We start from the raw sequence: 24289 nt of genomic DNA on the forward strand, positions 1-24289 counted from the left end.
TTAATTAATTATTATTATATTAATTGATTTAGGGAAAGATAGCTTTAAAATGATTTAGATTAAGATAAAATTTCATAAAATATTAATATTAAATATTAAATATTATTATACACAAACTATATTCTTTAAAGATTAAAAAAAATTAATTTTAATCTAGATTTTATTTAATTTAATATAATCAGTTTCTTTCGTGATATTGTGAATGGTTTATGGTATTATGTAATTGCATTCCTTTTAATATGGACTATTGCAGCTTTTTATAAATTATATCATCCGGATTCTAAAAATTTGGAAATGTCCTTTCCAATACTTCTAATGTTGAAAACAGATAGATTTAAAGGATTTATTGATAAAGTTGCCAAAAAAGCGCCCAGATTCTGGAAATGGTATATGAATGTAGGTATTGTAATATGTTTTATCTCAATGGCATTAATGTTAGTTCTATTGATCCAATCACTTGGAACCGTTTTAAAAACCCCCTCAGTATCCATATTAATTCCAGGTGTTGAGGTTCCCGGCTCCCCGATATTCATACCTTTTATCTCAGGATTCATTGCTTTAATATTACTTATTATTGTTCATGAATTTTCTCATGGAATATTAGCTAGAGTGGAAGGTATTGATATTAAATCAATGGGTTTATTGCTCTTTGTTATTTTACCTGGTGCATTTGTAGAGCCTGATGAGAAGGAAGTTGAGAAAGCCTCCAGATTAAGTAAACTTAGGATTTATGGTGCAGGGGCCATGGCAAACATTGTACTTGCACTTATAGCATTGATTATTTTTGCAGCTATCGCAAACTTTGCTGTTCCTGCCGTATATGATCAAAGTGGTGTTGAGATTACAAGTGTTGTAAATAATGGCCCTGCTTACGGAAACCTTAAAGAGGGAATGGTTATTACATCAATAAATAATCATAAGGTAACAAACGCAACATCCTATTCAAATGCAGTCTATAGCCTAAAACCAAATACCACCGCACACATAACGACGGACAAGGGCACGTATACATTCAAGTTAGGTGAAAATCCCAACAACAAAACATTAGGTTATATGGGTATTAGGTCCCAGGAACATTTAGTTTTAAAGGAAAATATCAAGAACACCTATGGAAACATTCTACCATGGGGACTATTAAGCTTAGAAGATTTGTTTAAATGGATATATTTGATCAATCTTTCTGTAGGCCTGTTTAATCTACTTCCAATGAAACCATTAGATGGTGGATTAATGTTAGAGGAACTACTAAGTTATAAACTCTCCAGTGAAAATGTTAAACTAATTACAGATTACTTTACTTACTTCACACTAATAGTAATCGTATTTAGTTTAGTTGCGGGAATTTTTATTTCTTTATAATTCTTTAAATCTTTTTTTTAACTTAATAACTTTATTGTTTAGACATCAATTATTTAGTTAAACCCTACTTTTTAGATATATTCTTTAATAAAAGATTTTAACGATAGTTAAATATTTTAACATCGTTAAATATTTAATATATTTTATACATAATTAATAATAATATAAAAAAAATTATAAAAAAATCATAATATTTTGGAATATAAATAAAATTTTTACAAAACTATATGGGAAGTAGTTATTACATGGTTAAGATATCTATAATTGTGCCGGTTTATAATACCGGGCATTATTTAGAACAATGTTTAGACAGTATTATTAATCAAACTCTAGAAGATATTGAAATTATATGCGTAAATGACGGATCTACTGATAATTCTTTATCTATCTTAGAAGAATATGCTAATAATGACGATCGTATTAAAATAATTAATCAAGAAAATAAAGGACAAGGTTTTGCTAGAAATAATGGCCTAAAAAATGCTAATGGAGAATATATCCTTTTTGTTGATTCTGATGATTGGATAGAACTTAATACATGTGAGGTATTATATAAAAAAGCTAATGTATTAGATACGGATATGCTTTTCTTCTGTGCTGCCCGTTATATTGAAGATGAAGATAAATATGACTATACCTTCAAAGACTATAATTACTCATCACTAGGAGGCAAATTCTGGAACAGGATTTTTACATACAAAGATGTACCTAATATTTTTAAGGTTGCGGTTTCTGCTTGTTTAAAATTATATAATACAGATTTTTTAAAAAAATCAGATGTTCATTTTCCGAATAATTTCTTTGAGGATAATTTTTTCTTCTATTCCCTATTTTTAAAAGCTGAGAAACTTTCAATTGTTGAAAATCAATTTTATAATCGCCGTATAAGAGATGATTCCACTACACAATCAGGTGGAAGGGCTTTTATGGACTCCATAATTGCTGCTAATCAGATTATTGATGTTTTTAAAGATAATGGACTATTTGAACAATATAAGAATCAATTATTGCGAAAAAAGTTTAATAGTAATATATCACGGTTCTTTGGTATTGACGACTCATTAAAAGAAGAGTATTGGGGTAGACTTAAAGAGGATTTCGAAGACTATAGAAAATATTATGATGAGGAAAAGGACTCATTCTATTATATTATTGTAGATTTTTATAATAACCTAATTAAATCCAAGAATTATCAAGAATTCTTAGAATCAGAATCAGTGAATTTAAAAAATAGACATGATAATATAAAAGAAAAGTATGAAAGTTTAGATAAAGAATCACATAATAAAATCAATGCATTAAATGAGAAAAACAAAGACTTAGAAGAGGAATATGAAGAATTAAAAAAAGAAAATGACCATTTAAATGAAGAAATTAACGAGCTAAGTAAATTTAAAAGAGATGTTTTAAACTCCAGAAGTTGGAGAATAACCAAGCCATTTAGAAGAGAAAAATAATTAAATTAAAATAAAATATAAAAGATTAAAAATATTAGTCAAAAGCATTTAATTTATAAACCCTCTATATTCATTGTATTGAAAAGAACAACATCAACCATATCACCCTTTTCAACTCCCTCGTTATTTTCATCAATAATAATATAGCTGTTTGCTTCAACCATTGACCTTATAATACCAGAACCACGATTTAAAACATGTTTTGCATGAAAATGATCTGAATAGGTTCTAATAAAGTCAGTTCTACCAAGGGTAGATGGAATCTTTAACATTGACTCTCTTTTAACTATATCAAAGTTATAGTCCAAACCTTCCATCCGGTATAGATAGGTTCTAACAAATACATCAAATTGACTCATTGCAGCAACCGGTTGACCGGATAAGGTGAACACGACAGTATTGTTTACTACACCAGCACCTGCAGGTTTACCTGGTCTCATGGCAACACCATGATATAAAATCTCACCAAGTTCGTCAACTGCATCAAGAACCACATCACCTTTACTAATAGCCGTACCACCAGTGGTTATTACAAGGTCGTAATCTTTTGTAGCATCATCAATGGCCTCTTTTACATCATCATAAACATCATATACATGACTAACATCTACCAAAGCACCAGTACTTTCAACCATGGAGGATATTGTGTACTTATTTGAATTGATGATTTTAGATTTTGTATCCACATCATTACTAGGTTCAACTAGTTCATTACCTGTTACAATAATTTTTACACGGGGTTTTTTATAGACCTGAATCTCATTATAACCTGCTGAAGCAATTAGACCAATTTCCTGAGGTCTTATTAAAGTATTGGACTTTAAAACTATTTGTCCTTCTTTAATATCCTCAGCCTTAGGTGATATATTCTCACCTGGAGTCACCTGTGAATGGATACTTAATTCATCACCATCACATGAGGTATACTCTGCCATTATAACAGCATTTGCCCCTTCAGGAATTGGTGCTCCAGTAGCTATTAAAATAGCTTCACCGTCATGTATCTCTTTATCAGAATAGTCACCTGCCCCAATATGATCAATAACCTTTAATGTTTTATGAACATTATTTGAAGCTCCAAATGTGTTTTCTGCAATAACCGCATAGCCATCCATAGCAGATTTATCAAATGGAGGTGAATTATAATAAGATTTGATATCCTCAGCTAAAACCCTCATATATGAATCTTTAATATTAATGGTCTCTGTATCCATAATTACTTGATTATCATTAAGTTTGGAAACTGCCTCATTAAGTGGCATTAATTTAGATAAAAACATATTACACACCCTACTACTTTTTAAAAATTAAACAATGTTTTTATAAATAAATTCGATTATATAGATTTTAGACAAATATAAATATCCTAGTTAATCTTTAATTAAAAAAATAATTACATATGCTAGATTATTTTTAGCTTTAAAAGAATTTAAGACATATCTTGATTTAAGACAAAATTCAATTTTTCCAATATGAAAATACTTAAAATTTAAAACAATACATATAATGTTTTTTTGAAAATTTTAAATCTTATCCGACACTATCTTAAATTAAAAAAATAAATTATATGAAGATAACTGTTAATTATTTCATATAAGATTCTATAACATCTGTATAAGCGTCTGTTAGATCTGCAACAGGAATTGAAACATCATCAAATTTCAAATCAAGACCTTTGACTTCACCAATACAAGCTGCAGGAACATCTATCTTTGATAATATATCATCGACAGCATCAGCCTTAACAGTCATTATATACCTTCCATGGGATTCGGAAAATAATAGATTATTGAATTTCATGTCTGAATCAACTGGAATCTCAGAGGTATTAATCTCAGCACCTAAATTAGATTTGATAGCCATTTCACTTAAAGCAATAGCTATTCCACCAGCAGAACAATCATGAATAGCTGTAATATTTTTATCTCCATCCTCTTCCAATAAATCCAAAATATTCTTTGCAGCATTAAATTCATCATCGATTCTTACCTTAGGTGCGGTACCCTGTTCAATATTAAACAAGGTTCTATGATATTCGGAACCATTTAACTCATCATAGGTATTACCAACAATAACTATCTTATCGGATTCATTTTTAAACTCAAGGGTCCTGATATTCTCAAGATTTTCAACACCAATCAAACCTACAGCAGGTGTTGGATTAATTTTTGCACCTTCGTTTTCATTATAAAAACTAACATTACCACTAATAATTGGTGCATTGAATTTCTCGGAAATCTGAGACATGCCCTCAATACATTGTTTAAATTGCCATAAAATCTCCGGATTCTCAGGATTACCGAAGTTTAAACAATCCACTATAGCATAAGGCTTTGCACCTACTGATACAATATTTCTTATACCCTCTGCTACAGAACCTGCTCCACCATCGAATGGTGATAATTTAGTATGGATTGGATTTGAATCTACTGTTAATGCAACACCTACATCATCATCAATCTTAAGTACAGCTGCATCATCACCTGGCTTAACAGCGGTTCTAAGCTGAACCTCATAATCATATTGCCTATAGACCCACACCTTACTTGCAATATTTGGTGAGGATAAGAGTTTAAGTAATGCCTCGGCAAAATCCACATCCTCAACTTCAACAAGTTCCTCATCACATACAGGTTCGCGGATAGTTCTTGATATTGAAGGAGGATCTGATAACACAATAGTTGGAAGGTTACATAATTCCTGATTCTTTTCAAAGTCCTTTACAATCATATTGTTTCCTTCTGTAACCTCACCGATTACAGCAGAAGGAAGTTCATGTTTATCACATATCTTAGTTGCTAAATCAACATCCTTAGGATTGATTACAAACACCATTCTCTCCTGTGATTCAGACAACATTATCTCATATGGTGTCATACCAGTTTCCCTAAGTGGTATTGCATTCAAATCAACGATTGCACCATTTTCACAGGCACCTGCAAGTTCTGAAATACAACAGGTTAATCCTCCACCACCTAAGTCCTTAACACCTGAAACATGAATCTTATCGAGAATCTCATATGATGCTTCCATTACACGTTTTTTAGTAAATGGATCTCCTACTTGCACTGCAGGCCTATCCTCAGTTTCACTATCAGAGGTCAATTCTTCAGATGCGAAAGTTACACCATTAATTCCATCTCTACCGGTAGTTCCACCCATTAAGAAAAATACATCTCCAACATTAGGAGCTTTACCATATACGATCTTATCCTTTTCAACAAGACCTACACACATTACATTTACAAGAGGATTTGTTCTAAATGATTCATCAAACTCAATTTCTCCTGCAACAGTCGGAACACCTACGCGATTACCATAATCAGATATACCTTTTACAACGTTTTCAAAAATATATTTGGATTTTTGATCTTCTAATGGTCCGAATCTTAATGGATCAAGAAGTGCAATAGGTTTTGCACCCATTGATATGATATCCCTTAAAATTCCACCAATTCCAGTACCTGCTCCACCATAAGGTTCTACTGCAGAAGGGTGATTATGACTCTCCATACCTACTGCAAGAGCATATTTATCTGTTATTGATACTAATCCTGCATCATCTCCAGGACCTAATATAATGTTTTCCCCTTCAGTAGGAAATCTTTTTAAAAAAGGTCTACTACTTTTATAAGAACAATGTTCTGAAAACATTACATCTAACATACCTTCCTCTAGAGAATTCATTTCTCTACCTAATAAATTAGTGATAAACTCTATTTCAGAATCTGTTAAAGTCATTTAAATCACCATATTTTAAATAATACTCCTATAGTTTAAAAATTTATAATTGAAGAGTTTAAATTAAATTCGTTTTAAAATAAAGATTAATAATCAATTACTAATAAAATCCTAAAGGAAAATAAAATAGAAATCAACTATTAAATATTTCTCTTTCAAATGAATTAATTTTTAACAATATTAATTATAATATCCTCATCTTCAATTTTCCATTCTTTTGTATATTCATTACTAATATCTTGTTGTTCATCAGATTTAATGTTATTACATTCACCAACATTAAATACAAGAGTATTTGCCCTAACTTCATTAGAGATTAAATCCTCTTGTTTTAGTACTAAATCCTTAAATGAATCTGAACAATTAACTTTTACATTAATATTAGCCTCTACATCTAAATCCATATCCTTTCTCATATCTTGAACCCTTCTAATGAGTTCCCTGGACATAGCTTCGGATAATATTTCAGGTGTAACCTTTGTATTAACAAAAACATTTCCGCCTTTAAATTCAGAGGATACAAAATCATCTGGAAGTTCACTGTCAAAGATAACCTCCTCGGAGGATAAAACAATAGCCTTTTCCATGCCCTGACGATCAACACCATTTACAGTGATCTCGCCGTTTGCCTCCAAATCAGCCTTAATTTTATTACCGTCAGCCTCTTCAAGGTATTTCTTGACAATGCCAATATCGCCTTTAAGCTTAGGACCTAAGATTTTAAGATTAGGTTTTGCAATGTAAGACAGGTCCTCAAATTCTGAGGAGGATAAAACCGCTTTGGTATTAGCCTGATCTTTAATTACATCTTCAAGGTTTGAAACCGCACTTGAAACTTTATCATCAGCAGATACAACGGTAATATCTGTTACAGGCCATCTAAGTTTATATCTTGCAACATCCCTTGCCCTTATAGATGCATCAATTACATCCCTTGCAATTGACATTTCATGCTCTAAATCCTCATCAATTAAATCCTCGTTAACTGTCCAATCTTCCATATGGACACTTTCTTTAGCATTATCAAGATTTCCAACAACCAAATTCTGATAGATGACTTCGCTTAGATGAGGTGCTATTGGAGCCATTAGTTTAATTAAGGATACAAGAGCTGTATAAAGTCCATAATATGCTCCTAATTTATCAGGATCATCACTTTCCACCCAGGTTCTACCTCTAATTAAACGTACATACCAACGACTTAAGTCTTCTAGAATGAAGTCCATGATTTTACGGGTTGCCTTATGGAAGTACAAATCATCAATATCCTTTCCAACTTCTTTTGTTAATGTGTTAACTCTTGAGATAATCCATCTGTCCTCATCCCTTAATGTCATGGTATCATCATTACATCTAGATGGATTGAAGTTATCAAGTGACATATAGGTTGTAGAGAATACATAAACATTCCATAAAATGTTAAACATCTTATTTACATTGTTTAATTCGTCCCATACAAATTTTAAGTCATCCCAAGGTTTACATGCCCATAAAAGATAGAACCTTAATACATCGGCACCATATTTCTCGATGACCTCCTCAGGGGATACCACATTTCCAAGAGATTTACTCATTTTCTTTCCATTCTCATCCAATACGAATCCATGCATTAAAACCCTGTTATATGGCACCCTGTTCATTGAAATAACACCGGTACCTAATTGAGAATAGAACCATCCTCTAGTCTGATCATGTCCCTCACATACAAAATCATATGGATACCATTTTTCAAACTTATCCTTTTCCTGTGGATAGTATAATGAGGCCCAGCCTGCTACACCGGAGTCAATCCATACATCCAATACATCAGGTATACGTTCCATTTCCCCATTACAGTGTGGACATTTTACCTTAACAGTATCTACATAAGGCCTATGTACCAATTTTGAAAGCTCCACATCACTTGGAATCTCATTAACAGAGGATTCTTTAAGTTCGGAAACTGAACCTATGACTTTCCTTTCACCACAGTCAGGACAAATCCAGACAGGTATAGGTATACCCCAGTATCTCTGTCTTGATATGGTCCAGTCCTGAGCATTAGCTACCCAATCATGGAATCTGCTAGAACCAGCCCATTCTGGAACCCAGTCAACATTATCCACTTCGGACAACATTTTGTCTTTTACATCAGTGACTTTTAAAAACCATTGCTCGGTAGCACGATATAAGATAGGAGTCTTACATCTCCAACATATACCATATCTGTGTTCAATAGTTCCATGATTATACATGAATCCTTTATTTACTAAGATTTTGATAATCTCAGGATCATAATCCTTTGTATAATAGCCTTCAAAGACACCTGCATCCTCTGAGAAATTACCGCTTTCATTAACAGGACAGAAGATAGGAAGATTAAATTCCTTACCCATGTTAAAATCATCGGGACCATGACCTGGTGCGGTATGTACACAACCGGTACCTTCCTCTAAATCCACATGGTCTCCTGGAATAATGGTATGAACATTTTCCAATGAATCAAATTCTTTTTGTTTTGGAATCTCATCTAAGAATGGATAGACATATCTAATACCTAATAATTCACTACCTTTAACTGTTTTAATAATAGTATAATTAATGGTTACGTGTTCCTCAATTTTATCCTCTTCATCCTCGTTTTCTGCAGGTATTTTATGTTTATGGACTGTTTTTTCTTTACCTAAAACATTCTCCAATAACCCGTCAGCAAGGATATATATTTTATCATCTTTTAGAACAAAGTCATAATCAAAATCAGGATTAACACAGATAGCTAAATTAGCAGGCAATGTCCAAGGGGTAGTTGTCCATACTAAAATATATTCCTCTAAACCATCTGGATTTTCATCCTCTGAAAGACAAGGATTTTCAAGTGGGAATTGAAGATAGATAGATGGATCCTCTCTTTCTTCATAATCTAATTCTGCAGCTGCAAGTGCAGTCTCACAGTGAGGACACCAACTAATTACCCTTTTATCATGGGTAAGTAAGTTCTGCTCTTCAGCTCTCTTTAAGGTCCACCATGCAGATTGCATATAGTTAGGATCAAGTGTCATATATGGATCATCCCAATCCATCCAAACGCCTAAAGATTGGAACTGTTTAGTCATTGCTAATTTATTTTTGAAAGCAAATTCCTGACATTTATCTACAAAATTGGAAATACCAATATCTGATTCAATCTCTTGTTTACTTTTAATACCCATTATCTGTTCTACTTTATTCTCGATAGGAAGACCGTGCATATCCCAACCTGCCTGCCTTCTTAAAGAATAACCTTCCATACTTTTATAACGTAACAATGTATCTTTAATAATCTTGTTCCAAGCTGTACCTAAATGTATTTTACCACTACAATAAGGAGGACCATCTAAGAAAGAATATTGAGGTCCGTTTTTTCTAATTTTATTAATTTTAGCAAAAATTTCCTTATCTTGCCAGAAATCATGTACAGACTTGTCGATTTTTTTAAATTGATAAGATTTTTTCTGCCTCTTCTATTGGCATAATTATTCTCCTCTAATATTAATAGAATATTTAATAAAAAGCATATTAAAATTTTAAAAATAATAAAAATAAAGCTAAATAATTTATTTTAAGAAATTTTACCTAAGATAAATTATATCTAAAAATAAATAGTTTATATTTGAATTATTAAAATCTATTAATCATCTAATATTTTAATAAACAATATAAATTTTAAATATGTCTTGAATCCTAATTTAGAATCAAAAATTGACCAAGATTAAAACTCAATTATATTTAAAAAATGAATAATGAAATATAATAGTTATACTATTTTAAGTTGTTTAAACAAACGCCAAACCTAGAAAGTTTTAGCTTTACCTGAAACAACTTCTTCAGTAATAACTGATATATCTTCAAGCCATTTATCTACAATAGTTTCAACATTTTTATTAACATCTTCTAATTTGTAACCATCTTCCAAGATAATTTGGGTAGATGCAGCTTTAGGTTGATCTATTGGTTTACCGATTTGACTTAAAATCATTAAATCAGCTTGTTTAACTCCTTCAACATTTTCCACAACATCATTAGCTATTTTATTAGATAATAAATTATAGATTTTACCTACATGGTTAATAGGATTTTTACCGGAAGTTGCTTCCATAGACATTGGTCTGCATGGAGTAATAAGACCGTTAGCTCTGTTACCTCTTCCTACAGAACCATCATCTCCCATTTCTGCAGAGGTACCACTAACAGTTAAATAGTAACCAGATTCGTCCTGTTTATTATCATCATCAGCAGTGTTTACATAAACATCTAAGTTACGATTTGTTAAGCCAGAAGCAAAATCAGCTACAATATCTTTTAATTCTTCCCTAATAGAAATATAAGCATCCCTATCATCTACATATTTAGATACCATAGCACAACCTATTGTTAAGGTAATATCATCTTTGTCTCTAAGACCCATTACTTTAATATCCTCACCAATTGCAGGGTGTTGTTTCTTAAAGGCTTTGGAGTTTAAAAGGTTTTCAGTTTTTAATACAATATTTTCCACTTCGGAAAATGGAGCATATCCTACACCGAAAGAAGTATCATTACTTGAGATAGCACCTTTTCTTGAGAAAACATCAACTAAATCTCCTGAACCTTTACCTATCTTACATTGTACAACACAATCTGATTCAACATCTAAGTTAATGATGGTTTTATCTAAAAATTCCTTAGCAGCATCAATTGCTACTCTTTCAAGAGGTAATTTAACTCCATCATATTCATGAACACCTCTACCTGTTAAAAGAATGTCAATAGGTTTTAAGATTTCTCCTCCACCAAAGTGAGGATCTGATTCACCTGCTGTAATCTGAACTTCATCAGTGTTATGGTGAAGAATACCTCCAAATTCATCCATATACATTTGGCATAATGCATGGCTTACAGCTTCACCTAAACCATCACTAATACTATCAGGATGACCTATACCTTTTCTTTCAACAATTTCAATTTCCTTATCTTCAATATATTTTTGATCTAATTCATCAACTATTATATTTCTCATAATATCATCACTCGAGAGATGTTTGTAAAATTTAAAGTAATAATAAATGTAGAATTTTATTTAAAACTAAATTAAAAATTGATTTAAACAAATTCCATTAAAATATTTTAATTAAATAAAATTAAGTGGAATTACTCTATAGAATTAGAATTTAGTAAAACTTAAAAAAATTATAATCCTAAATAATTCAACTTATTATAATTTAAAATTTATTTATTAAGTACTTAATAAATTTATGTTTTTATTGAAAATAAATTAGGATTTTTTATGAATTTAAAAAAAAATAAATGAAAAATTATTAAAGCTCTAAAAAAATTTAAAAATAGAAAAATGATTTTAAATAAATTTAAAAAAATACTTAAAAAGGATTAATATTATCTTATCTAAGGTGATAATATTAAAATAAAAAAACTATTAATCTATAATGATAATAAAGAGGATATAATAGAAATTGAAATATATAATACATTTTTAAAAAGATTTAAAGGACTAATGTTTGAAAAGTATATAAAAAATCCGATACTATTTATTGTTCCACAGAATATATTTCATAAAAGATTAATAATCCACAGTTTTTTTATGAAAATCCCAATCGATATAATGGTAGTAAATGATAGACTGGAAATCATTGATAAAACCAGTCTTAAGCCATGGCATTACTATAAAGTTAATGAGGAGATTGCCTGCTTTATAGAATTGGAATACGGATTTTTAAACAAACATAATATTAAAATTAATGATAAAATAAAAATTATTTGAAATTAGTTCTAAAAAGGAAATTTACAGATTAGGATATCAGGAGTCAATAAATCATCAAAGATTCCATGAAAAAGAGACAATATCGGCACCATATAAAACAAATGTATTTTAAAGGAAATAATTGATTTTTTAAAGTTTCGATTATAAAAAAAGAGTTAAAGATTAATTAAGATTTTCCTCAATAAATGGAATGATCTTTGACGGATGTTCTATAACATTAATACCCTCAATTTCTCTAAGTTTCTTGGTATTTTCAATATCAATATCTCTCATATGCATTTGAATAACCTTTCCAACTGAAATTGCACCATGAGGACATGAGTCTTTACAGAGTCCACAGCCTAAACATTTTAGTAAAGATATTTCTTTATAAGGGATAATGGCATCATTAGGACAAGTCAATGCAGCAGTACAGGGATCACACTTTTCACATTTAGAAAGTTCTAGTTTAGAAGGAAGAACCGTATCTATATCTCCAGGAGTAATGTCTACAGGTACAATAATAGTAGGCACCCTGCCTTTACCTGCTTGTGCCACGGCATTTGTAACCAGTGTATCTGATATTCCATATACAATTTTTGATACGGTGTTTGCTGTTGCAGGTGATACAATCAGCAAATCATATTTACCAAGGGAGAATCTACCTGTAATTGGAAAGCTGAATCTTTGATTGGAATCAGTGGCAAATTCCCTATAGCGGCCTCCGGTAAGGTGCTTAACATTTTCATACAATCCATACATTTTTAAAACTTCCTCACTTGCAGAAGAGAGAAATACGGTAACCTCATTATCCTTTGCAAGTTGTTGAAAAACCTGAACACTTTCATTAAGTAAATGTCCTGCACCAGTAAAAGCCCATCCAATACGCATAATATCTTCCTAAAAAAATAGATGATTTTCAAATAAAAAAAAAAATAGAAAAAATGAAAAAATATTAGAACTGAAGATATTCATATGCCTCTGTTTCTCTAAAAGCATAATGAACTTTTGTGTAATTGTTCATATATTCAGAAACTTCATCCTTAACATTTTCGTCGTCAACCACAACTCTTTTAATAAACTCAGCAATTTCAGACATGTTTTTCTCTTTTAATCCTCTTCTTGTAATCTCGGATGTACCTATCCTAATTCCGGATGGATTATCACTGTTGTTTACATCATCCCAAGGAAGAAGGTTTTTATTTAATATGATGTTGTTTCTTTCTAATTTTTTAGCAAAGGTATTTCCGTCAGTAATATTAGTTACATCAACTGCAACTTGGTGAGATTCAGTGAAACCTAAATCCTCACATAAAACATTAAATCCTAATTCATATAATGCCTGAGCTAAAGCTTTTGCATTTTTAATAATTTGTTTAGCATAAGCCTCTCCAAATTCTAACATTTCAGCAGTTGCAATACCTAATCCTGCTAAATGGTGAAGGTGATAATTACTTACAACACCAGGGAATACTGCATCATCAATTTTATCTGCATATTCCTCATGATCAGATAAGATAATTCCCCCCTGAGTTCCAGGGAATGATTTATGTGTACTTCCCATCATAACATCTGCTCCTTCTTTTAAAGGATCTTGGAATTGTTTACCTGCGATTAATCCTAAAACATGAGCTCCATCATATAAAACTTTAGCTCCAACTTCGTCTGCAGCTTCACGAGCTTCTGCAACAGGATGTGGGAATAAGAATAAGCTTCCACCTAAAAGAACAACCTTAGGTTTTTCTTCAATAATGGTTTTCTTCATTTTATCTGCATCAATATTCATTATATCAGGATTAAATGGATGGGAAACATTTTTTAATCCATGAATTCCTGCAGCAGAAACATTAGCATGTGAAATATGTCCACCATAAGGTACTTCTAAAGCCATTAATTTATCATTGTATTTAGTAAATGCAAAGAAAGCTGCTAAATTAGCAGTTACACCAGAAACTGTCCTAACATCAACATACTTAGCATTAAACAATTTTTTATTTAAATCAACAGTTAAATCCTCAATATCATCAATATATTTACATCCTTCATATAACCTTTCATGGGATTTACCTTCAGCATATCTATGGGATAAATCAGAAACCATAGCTGTTTTAACATCTGCACTTGTAATGTTCTCACTTGCTATAAGGTTAATACTATTTTTCATCCAGTCATTATGTTGCTTAAGATAACCCTGAAACTCGGTTATATATTCTTGATTTGACATTATCTCACACCTATAAAATACATTTTAAATTATTTTAAATAAATTCAATGAAAAATCACATTTATAAAAAATAATTTCAAATTACAAATTCCTATAAAAATAGAAAAAATATATTTTTTAAATTAAAATAAACATTAAACTTTTTAACAATCTTAATTTTAAATTTTTTAATATTTAATCATTATGATTAATATAAGGTATAATTTCCCCAATTAAAATGAAAACAAAAAATACTTTAAAAAAATTGATATTTATTTAAAGATCCTATCCCCTAATAGGGAATTATTTAATAATTTAAATGGAAATTAAATAAAAAACTAGTTTTAATAACATTATTAAATTTTAAAGAAAAAAGATTTAAAAAAATAGTCTACACTAAGGCAACAACAACAGATTAAAAATAAGTCTTTAAAATATGAAAAAGTAAGGATTGGAAAAATCCAATCTATACTTACATATCTTCAAATGCAGCATCGATTTGTGCCATGATTTGATCTGTTTTAAAGTGGTTTTGATCCATAGCACCTGAAGGACAAGCACCTACACAGGTACCGCATCCTTTACATAATGCAGCATTAATTTCAGCGTGTTTTGCACCTTCTTCTCCAACAATACTAATAGCACTGAATGGACAAAGTTCTACACAAACCTCACATGCACCACAAAGGTTCTCATCGGAGGAAGCAATAATTGGTTCAATTGCTACTTTACCTTGAGACATTGGGATAGCAGCACGAGCAGCTGCAGCTGAACCTTGAGCTACGGAATCAGGAATATCTTTAGGACCTTGAGCTACACCTGCAATGTAAACACCATCGGTTAAAGTATCTACAGGTCTTAATTTAGGGTGAGCTTCCATATAGAATCCGTCAGAAGATTTGGAGATTCCTAAGGTTTGTCTTAATTCGTTAGATCCTGCAGGAGGTTCTAAACCAACAGATAATACAACTAAATCATAGGTGTATTCAGTTACTTTACCAAGTAAAGTATCTTCAGCTCTAATGGTTAAAGTTAAATCATCGTTTTCGATAATTTGAGCAGGTCTACCTCTTAAGAATTCAATACCGTATTTTTCTTGGGAAGTTTTGTAGAATTCTTCGAATCCTTTACCAAATGCACGAATATCCATGTAGTAACAGGTTACTTCTGTATCTGGTTCGTGATCAATACATAATTGTGCATTCTTCATGGAGTACATACAACATACCCTTGAACAATATGGTTTACCAATTTGTTCATCTCTTGAACCTACACAGTGGATAAATGCAACACGTTTAGGAGTTTCACCATCGGAAGGTTTAATAACATGTCCGGTAGTAGGACCAGATGCGTTAATCATCCTTTCAATTTCTAAACCAGTAATGACATTAGAGTATCTACCGTAACCATATTCATATTTACCGGAAGGATCGTATGGGTCGTATCCAGTAGCAGCAATAATAGTACCTACTTCAAGTTTAATTTCTTCAGGTTGTTGATCAAGGTCAATAGAACCACGTTCACAAGCTGATACACAGAGACCACATTCAATACAGTAATCTTTATCAATAGTAGCACATAATGGTACAGCTTGAGGGAATGGAATGTATGCAGCTTTAGTCATACCAATACCTTCATCAAAGTAGTTAGGTATTTCGATAGGACAAACTTCAGTACATTGACCACAACCAGTACAGGTCTCTTCATCAACGTATCTTGCTTTTTTGTTTACAGTTACAGTAAAGTTACCAATGTATCCGTCAACATCAGTTACTTCTGCATAAGTGATTAATTCAATGTTTTCATGTTTACCACAATCTACCATCTTAGGTGCTAAGATACACATTGAACAATCAAGAGTAGGGAAAGTTTTATCTAATTGACCCATCCTACCACTAATGGTTGGGTTTCTTTCAACTAAATAAGTATGGAATCCCATATCACCTAAATCTAAAGCAGTTTGGATACCAGTAACTCCACCACCAATAACAAGAGCATTGTTATTTACGTCTACCATATGAGGTTCTAAAGGTTCTAATAATCTTACTTTAGCAACTGCCATACGGACTAAATCTTTAGCTTTTTCAGTAGCAGCTTCAGGTTCATTCATATGTACCCAAGAATCGTGTTCTCTTAAGTTAGCAAATTCAAATAAGTATCTGTTTAATCCAGCTTCTTCTACACATCTTCTGAAGGTAGGTTCGTGAAGCCTTGGAGAACATGCAGCTACAACTACTCTGTTAAGGTTTTGTTCTTTAATATCTTCTTGAATAAGATTTTGACCCGGGTCTGAACACATGTATTTGTAATCTTTTGCTACAACTACGTTAGGTAAAGTACCTGCGTATTCAGCAACAGCTTCACAGTCTACTGCTGCAGCAATGTTAACACCACAGTGACAGACATAAACTCCTATTCTTAATTCTTCGTTTTCATTATTTTTTTCTTCTGCCATTAAATCACCTTGTACAAGTATGTGACATTATCTAATATTTTATAAAAAAAATCTTAGATAAATTTATGTTTATAATTACTATTAATAAAGCTTTCTATTCTAAAAATTAAGTAAGCTTTATATAATAAAAAAACGATTCAAAAAATTTGAATCCCATAAGACATATAAAGGATAAAAAGGGCATAAAGATAAAATCTAAATAGTATAAATGAATTGATGAGTAGAATAAACCTTTAAGACTAGTTTAAATAAAATAGAAAGAAAAAATTAAAAAGCAGATCAATATGGAAAATTAGAGGTAAAAAGAAAGATAACAATTAATAAACGAATATAATTGAAAACAAAAGAGCAATACAATTATAAAAAGAAAAATGAAAAGCCTTTAATTAAAAAAATAGAAAACATCAGTTTTACATTGAAAAAATGAAAAAAATTAAAAAAAAGTTTAATCGTAAATGATTAAACAAATTTAATCCTAAACAATAGACATTATAATAGGTAATGTAATTAGACTGACCATCATATCAATAAAAATACAATCAGATGCAACATGGAAATCCAAATCAAAATTAATTGCAAGTGCTAGTGCTAACATTGCCGGAGGCATAGCAGCTTCAATTACAGATATTTGAAATTCAAAACCACCTACACCAAATAGTTTTAACACAAAAACAGCAAGGATAGGAGCAATAACAAGTTTAATTACTGATGTAAAAGCTGCCATGTTTAAACTATTTTTCAATCCTCTGAAGTCTATAGATAAACCTAATGATAGCATGATCAATGGGACAGTTAATGCTTTAAGATATACTAATACATTTGATACAACAGGTCCAATTGGTATATTTGCAACATTAAATAATAAACCTAATACCACAGCCCATAACAATGGAAATGTTAAGATTTTTTTTATAACCTTCTCCAGTTTTCCACCGAATAAAATCAATAGCAATAGATTAAATATAATAAATAATAATGTAGTACCTACATCATAGAATATAGCCCTAATTAATCCATCATTACCAAATACTCCTAAAATTAACGGATAACCGAAAAAACCAGTATTTGCCATAGCTGCAACAAGTACTACACTCCACTTTGTCTTAGTTTCAAATTTTTTAATACTCAATATTATATAAGTTATTAAACCACTAATTCCTGCTACAATAATGTTTACAATCGGTAGAATACCTAATTTAGGAATTAATGAAATATTTGTATTATATAATGAATAAAAAACTAAACAAGGCATAGCTATATTAATAACGATTTTATTTAGTGTATCTACATTATTAACCTCTAATAAACCAATTCTTTTAGAAAAATAACCTAAGAAAATAATGATTAATATAACTAAAAATGTATATTCTAAACTCATATTATCACGAAAATACTTTTAAAGAAAAAATAAGTTAAAATAAAAATTAGATAAAATTAAAAAATTATCTAAATAATTATTTTGTATTCATATTATATAAATATGTTTAGAAAATTGAATTATAAAATATAAACTATTAAAAATTAATTAGAAAATTTATACAGTTTATTAAAATAAATTAAATATATTAGCAATTAAAATTTATTTATTGAAGATATTTAAATAAAAAAAATTAAAAAAACTAAAAAATTTTAAAAATAATGTATTATTTTAAATATAAATTTTTGATAATTAATAATAAAAAAAATTCAAAATTAGGTTATTCTATAAGAAAAACTAAACTAGACTAAATAAAACTTGAAAAGAACACATAATAGATTTTAATTTATTTAATTGATAAAAAAAGAGAAAATAAGAATTTTCCTATTTAAATAAGACAAATAAGAAATATAAAAACTATTTTATTAAAAACATTGACAAATTCCGTATATAAGATAAATCCAAATAAAAAAAAAAAAAAAATAATGAGATTAGTAAGACTAATCTACTACTCCCTCGTTAGTAATTTTATATACACATTCACCTTCAGGTAAATGAGGACTGTCAACAAGTCTAGCTATTCTTTTACCAGCTAAACCTTTTTTAAGCCAGATTCTATAAGTAGAAGCATGTCCTAGAACATGACCTCCAGTTGCCTTAGTAGGGCTACCAAAGAATGCGTCAGGTCTTGCTTGGACTTGGTTTGTAATGAACACAGCTAAATTATAAGTGTTAGCTAATTGTTGAAGAACATGTAAATGTTGGTTAAGTTTTTGTTGTCTTACAGCTAATGATTCCCTTCCAACATATTCAGCTCTGAAATGAGCCATTAATGAATCAACAATTACAAGTTTAACATTACATCCGCTTTGAATAAGTTCATTAATTTTTTCAGCCATTAATATTTGGTGAGATGAATTAAAGGCTCTTGCAACATGGATCTTCTGTAAAACCTCTTCATGATCTAGTTCAAATCTATCTGCAATTTGTTCGATACGTTCAGGTCTAAATGTATTTTCTGTATCAATATATACACATTCCGCATCAAGACCGCCTTGTTCTAGAGGTAATTGTACTGTAACTGCAAGTTCATGGGAAATTTGACTTTTACCTGAACCAAACTCTCCAAATACTTCAGTGATGGATTGAGTTTCAATACCCCCACCAATTAATTCATCAAAAGCTTCACTTCCAACTGTAATATGACCAATATCTTTTCTTCTTTCCATTACATCATATGCAGTTTCAAAATCAATTTTTTCAGATTTACGAGCCGCCTCGATAACCTTCTCAGCAACACCTTCACCAATTTCAGCTTTTACAGATAATTCTTTAGCAGTAGCTGTTGCTAATCTCATCATATCAGCAAATCCAGCATCTCTTAACTTTTGAGCAGTTTTTTCACCAACATTAGGTAAATCTTCTAATTCTACCATAACCATTCCTCACATATTATTATTATATTATTATATTTATAAAAAATTAAAATTAATTAGATATCTTAATAAGATTTTGAGATAATTTTCTTAGGACTTAACCTTAACTCCTCATCAAAATCATTAAAGTTAACATCGGCAATAATGTCTATATTCATACCTTCTAAATTCTCTACTTTACCTTCTAAAGGTCCTAAATCACCACTATCATCAACAAGCTTAATAATTTCATCCTGTTTCAAGTCTAATAATTCCTCAACCAAGCGTGAGAAGAAAGTAATCTGTATATCTCCAGTATCATCTGAAAGCATACCTGGAAGCATTAATAAATAACTAGGTTCATCGATTGCCTCACCACAGTATTGACAATAATAACCTTCTTCATCTTTGTCTAATCTTGAATTACAATTAGGACATCTTGCAAGTAATAAATTATTAGCAGATAAATTATTTAAAGTACCTGAGACTCTAATATTTGTATCATCATCTTCAATAGTTTCTATAGTCTTTGAAACATATATTGAATCTTGTATATCCTCAAATGATGGTAAAGACTTAATCTCTTTATCACTTATTTCTGAGATATTAGAACTACCGTTAATACTTAATTCCAAATGATCCCCATTAAAAGTAACACGTGGATTGATTAATTTAATAGGATCGCCTATTTTAAATTCTTTAGAAGAATCTGGACTCCAATTAGCTACCCTAATAGATCCAGTATTATCAGCAATTTCCATATTTCTTACAGAACCTTTAGAACCGTCATCCCTTTCAAACTCTCTAATCTCATTAACACTTAAAATTCTTCCAATAAGTTTGATGTTTTGATCATCCTCATCTAACTCATCAATAGTTCTTGTGTTATAAACAACATTTTCCAAAGTTTCAAGTGAAGATATATATTTGGATTCTTCCTCATTTAAAGGAATAATCCTAGATGTTTTACCAATGTTTAATTGAATATCATACATTCCAAGTCTTGTTCTTGCATTTTCAATTAAATAAGCATGACCAATTTCCAAATCCTCGTTTGCTTTATCATCCCATAAAGACAAGGTAATCAATCCAGTCTCATCAGCAAAATCAACTGATCTGACTAAACCGATTGAATTGTCATCTCTTTGGAATTCCCTGACATCCTGAATACTGAGAACACGACCAATAATGTCGAATTCCTCTCCGTCTTCCTCTGCCTGTTGAACTTGTTCGATTTTACGAGGTCCTAAACTCATTTTATATTCTTCAAGTACAGCAATTAAATCTGCAGGTTCTTTTGGATTTATTGTGAAACTAGATTGCCAATTAGTATTTACCCTATAACCGGAAGTGGAATAATCATCGTATTCTATGTTACCACCGGAAACCTTTAGAATATCCCCTTTTTTAATATCCAATTTGGTATCATTACCCCATAGAGTAACCCTTATGGAACCTGTATCGTCTAAAATTTCAATGGTTTTAACATAGCCTTCTGTTCCGTCTTTACGTTCAAAAGTAATAGTATCCTGAATTTTAGATACAAGGCCTATTAATGTGACATCGTTTTTCTCCTCGGCATCACCAATCTTGAAAAGGGTCTCCTCCATCTCAGGAACATCAAAATCGCCTTTAATGATTTTACTGTTTCTATGAGTTAAAGCAATCTCATTACGGTTTTCCCTTACAACTGCATTTAATACTTTAATTGAATCTCCTACATCTAACTCTAAAGTATCAATCAAATCAACATCCTTATTCCATAAGCTATATTGAATTTTACCAGTTCCGTCCTGAAGTTCAAGTGATGTGACCTTTCCTTCTCTACCATCACGTTCGAAAGTATTTACACGTCCTTTACGTATAATTCTTCCGATTATATTAACTTTATTATCATCTAAACTTATAGAGCCAATATCTGTAATATCCTCTTTATATTCAGGAAAATCAGGATAATCATCAGGGTTTTTCTTGTTAATAGTGGAACGAGGTTGAAGGTGTATTTCATCTGCATTATTAAAACCTTCCTTAACATCCACATCATTAATCTGAATAACATCCCCCTCGGAAACATTCTTTAAAAGAGGGATATTCTGAGTCCAGAAAACGACCTTTTTCTGTCCAGTATCATCGGCAAGTTGTACATTACAAAGTTTTCCGTCTTTACCTTTACGAGTCTTAAAAGATTTGGTATTTGCAACAGACATTACCCTACCAATAACAGTAACATGATCCTGACCAGCCTCTAAATCGCCAATCTTAATATTGTCTCCAGAAACAATACCTTCATTTTTCTCATCAATGTATTTTCCTGTAATAAGTCTAGCAAGATCAATATCATCCATAAAGTCTACATCTTCATAGTTTTTCTTCTTTTCTTCCAATTCCTTTAAAAAATCCTCTTCAGACATTACATCCTTGATTTTTTCATATTCTTTTCTTACGTCTTCCTCCATACCAGACCCTCACAAAATTATTTTATACTTTCAATTACCCTATATAAACAATAAGTCCTAGAGCATGTGAAAACTAATATTTCTAAAATCCTACATAAAAAAATATTAATATATAATATATATTATTATGAAATTTTTATTAAAAATAATTTGTAAATTATAATAATATATTATTATATTTAAAATATTAAAACTTATTAATAAATTTTTTTAGGATTTAATAAAATCTTTTAAAATAGATTATATCTCTATTTTTTAAATAAAAACTAATAAAACAATATGTATATAATTTTATTATTTTGATTTTAAAAATAAAATGAAAATAGAAACAATCTAAGAGATTAAAATATTAAACTAATTTAAATTGAATAAAAAAAATATTCAATAGAATATTATCACATATATATAAAAATTCTATTGTAAAGAAGGACTTATAATATTATGTATAAACCTGGAAAGTTAAAGAAAATTGAATCCGATTAATAGGTAAAATTCAATTTTAGATTCTGAAAATTAAATTAGAACACGATATCATAAAACTTCTTAAATTAGAACATAATATTATAAAACTTTTTTATAAAGATATTATAGTTTAATCAATTTAAATTATAAAAAAAGAAAAAGATGTTTTAATAAGCATTTGTATTGCTTTTTAAAATAGTTTTAATCATAATAGCCACATCTAAACCAAAATGCCAGTTTTCTACATATTCAATATCATATTCAATACGCTTTTTAATAGATGTGTTACCTCTACATCCATGAATCTGAGCCCAGCCTGTAAGACCTGGACGTACCTGATGCTTAACCATATATTTTGGAATATCCTTTCTAAACTGTTCCACAAAGAACGGTCTTTCTGGTCTAGGACCTACAACACTCATATCACCTTTTAAAACATTGAAGAATTGAGGAAGCTCATCAATACTAGTTTTTCTAATGAATTCCCCAATCTTCGTTTTACGAGGATCATCTGGTGTGGTCCACTCTGACTTTTCTTCACTAGGATTTTGAACCTTCATACTTCTGAATTTATACATCATGAAGTGTTTTTGTTGATAACCTACCCTTTCCTGTTTAAATATAATAGGACCTGGAGAGGTTAACTTAATCAGAATAGCCACAACTATCATTATAGGTGAGGTAATAATAATTGCAATTGTAGCAACAACAAGATCAGATATCTTCTTAACCGTCTTATTAAATGCATCATCCAATGGGACATATCTTATATTAATTATAGGAATATCCTCAATCATGTCTACAGACGGCCTTGCTGGGAAATATTGGGTATATGCAGGAATAATCTCTGCTTTAATACCTGCGTTTTCACAGCTATCCACTAGTTTATTAATATGTTTATAATATTTCAAAGGAATAGCAAGTATAACCCTATCAAAAGAGTGGTCATGCAAGATTTTATCTAAGTCCCCAAATGAACCAACAATAGGAACGCCGTCCACCAGTTTACCTACCCTTTCAGGCCTACCTAAGAATCCATAGATTTTATAACCCAAATATTTATTCTGGGTAATCTTCCTTTCAAAGTTAAAAGCCAGTTCATTATCACCAACAATAAGAATATGTTTAAGGTTTTTATCGTTTTCCCTTAATTCCATTAAAAATCCACGGACAACAGATCTTTCAAATATACCGAATATAGAGGCAAATATAGGAAGTAAAAACATCAATATTCTTGAAAAGTCAGGCTGGTCAATAATAAATAGGATTGTCTCAAGTACAAAGAATGCAGTGATATTAACTTTTATTATTTGACTAGCCTCTGAGAAAATACTTCTATGAGTTCTAAATGGCTTGTATAAACCAAAGCTAAAATATAAAATCAGATATACAGGCAAAATAGCTAATAATAGAAATAGTGCATATTCCTCATAACCTAAATGACCACCAATAGGTCCAAAAATAGTTGTGTAAAATCTAACATAAGCTGCACATAATAATGAGAAAACAATGACTAAAACATCTGATAAAACTAAAATAGCATTTAACAATCTTTGGTTCTGTCTAATCATT

General features: G+C 30.4%; 13 protein-coding genes and 1 pseudogene. 3 read left to right on the forward strand and 11 right to left on the reverse strand.

Features of this window, described 5'->3' with window-relative positions; all coding sequences use genetic code 11:
• Positions 1–198: 198 nt before the first annotated feature.
• Positions 199–1359: a site-2 protease family protein gene (locus ON24_RS05160; protein WP_040682156.1), complete on the forward strand. Its 1161-nt coding sequence runs from the start codon at positions 199–201 to the stop codon at positions 1357–1359.
• Positions 1360–1604: 245 nt separating this feature from the next.
• Positions 1605–2816 (forward strand): glycosyltransferase, encoded by a 1212-nt coding sequence (locus tag ON24_RS05165; protein ID WP_050553561.1) that lies wholly within the window; start codon positions 1605–1607, stop codon positions 2814–2816.
• 53 nt (positions 2817–2869) lie between these two features.
• On the opposite strand, the gene ON24_RS05170 is transcribed toward ON24_RS05165, so the two are convergent.
• From ON24_RS05170 to ON24_RS05185, 4 genes and pseudogenes are all read right to left on the reverse strand, one after another.
• Positions 2870–4096, reverse strand: a complete 1227-nt coding sequence (locus ON24_RS05170) for a molybdopterin molybdotransferase MoeA (RefSeq protein ID WP_040682157.1) — start codon at positions 4094–4096, stop codon at positions 2870–2872.
• 304 nt (positions 4097–4400) lie between these two features.
• Positions 4401–6557 (reverse strand): phosphoribosylformylglycinamidine synthase subunit PurL, encoded by a 2157-nt coding sequence (gene purL / locus ON24_RS05175; protein WP_040682158.1) that lies wholly within the window; start codon positions 6555–6557, stop codon positions 4401–4403.
• Positions 6558–6721: 164 nt separating this feature from the next.
• Positions 6722–10046: pseudogene (gene ileS, locus ON24_RS05180) on the reverse strand (isoleucine--tRNA ligase).
• Between the two features lie 319 nt (positions 10047–10365).
• Entirely contained in the window at positions 10366–11571 is a 1206-nt protein-coding gene (locus tag ON24_RS05185; RefSeq protein WP_040682159.1) for a methionine adenosyltransferase, read from the reverse strand.
• Between the two features lie 456 nt (positions 11572–12027).
• On the opposite strand from ON24_RS05185, the gene ON24_RS05190 reads away from it, so the two are divergent.
• Positions 12028–12330, forward strand: coding sequence for a DUF192 domain-containing protein (locus tag ON24_RS05190; RefSeq protein ID WP_268869983.1), 303 nt, complete (start codon positions 12028–12030; stop codon positions 12328–12330).
• A 162-nt stretch (positions 12331–12492) separates the two neighbouring features.
• On the opposite strand, the gene ON24_RS05195 is transcribed toward ON24_RS05190, so the two are convergent.
• The 7 genes from ON24_RS05195 to ON24_RS05225 form a co-directional block, all read right to left on the reverse strand.
• Positions 12493–13200: a dihydromethanopterin reductase (acceptor) gene (locus ON24_RS05195; protein WP_040682161.1), complete on the reverse strand. Its 708-nt coding sequence runs from the start codon at positions 13198–13200 to the stop codon at positions 12493–12495.
• Between the two features lie 64 nt (positions 13201–13264).
• Positions 13265–14533, reverse strand: coding sequence for a serine hydroxymethyltransferase (gene glyA / locus ON24_RS05200; RefSeq protein ID WP_040682162.1), 1269 nt, complete (start codon positions 14531–14533; stop codon positions 13265–13267).
• 451 nt (positions 14534–14984) lie between these two features.
• Positions 14985–16967, reverse strand: a complete 1983-nt coding sequence (locus tag ON24_RS05205; protein ID WP_040682163.1) for a CoB--CoM heterodisulfide reductase iron-sulfur subunit A family protein — start codon at positions 16965–16967, stop codon at positions 14985–14987.
• A gap of 475 nt (positions 16968–17442) precedes the next feature.
• A complete protein-coding gene (locus ON24_RS05210; protein WP_040682164.1) occupies positions 17443–18345 on the reverse strand; it encodes an AEC family transporter in 903 nt (300 codons plus the stop codon).
• 539 nt (positions 18346–18884) lie between these two features.
• On the reverse strand, positions 18885–19820 hold the full coding sequence (gene radA / locus ON24_RS05215) for a DNA repair and recombination protein RadA (protein ID WP_040682165.1): 936 nt from the start codon (positions 19818–19820) through the stop codon (positions 18885–18887).
• Between the two features lie 65 nt (positions 19821–19885).
• Positions 19886–22255: an OB-fold nucleic acid binding domain-containing protein gene (locus ON24_RS05220; protein ID WP_040682166.1), complete on the reverse strand. Its 2370-nt coding sequence runs from the start codon at positions 22253–22255 to the stop codon at positions 19886–19888.
• 629 nt (positions 22256–22884) lie between these two features.
• Entirely contained in the window at positions 22885–24288 is a 1404-nt protein-coding gene (locus tag ON24_RS05225) for an undecaprenyl-phosphate glucose phosphotransferase (protein WP_016359248.1), read from the reverse strand.
• Between the last annotated feature and the right edge of the window lies 1 nt (position 24289).

It is taken from the genome of Methanobrevibacter boviskoreani JH1 (assembly GCF_000320505.1).
Lineage (GTDB): Archaea > Methanobacteriota > Methanobacteria > Methanobacteriales > Methanobacteriaceae > Methanarmilla > Methanarmilla boviskoreani.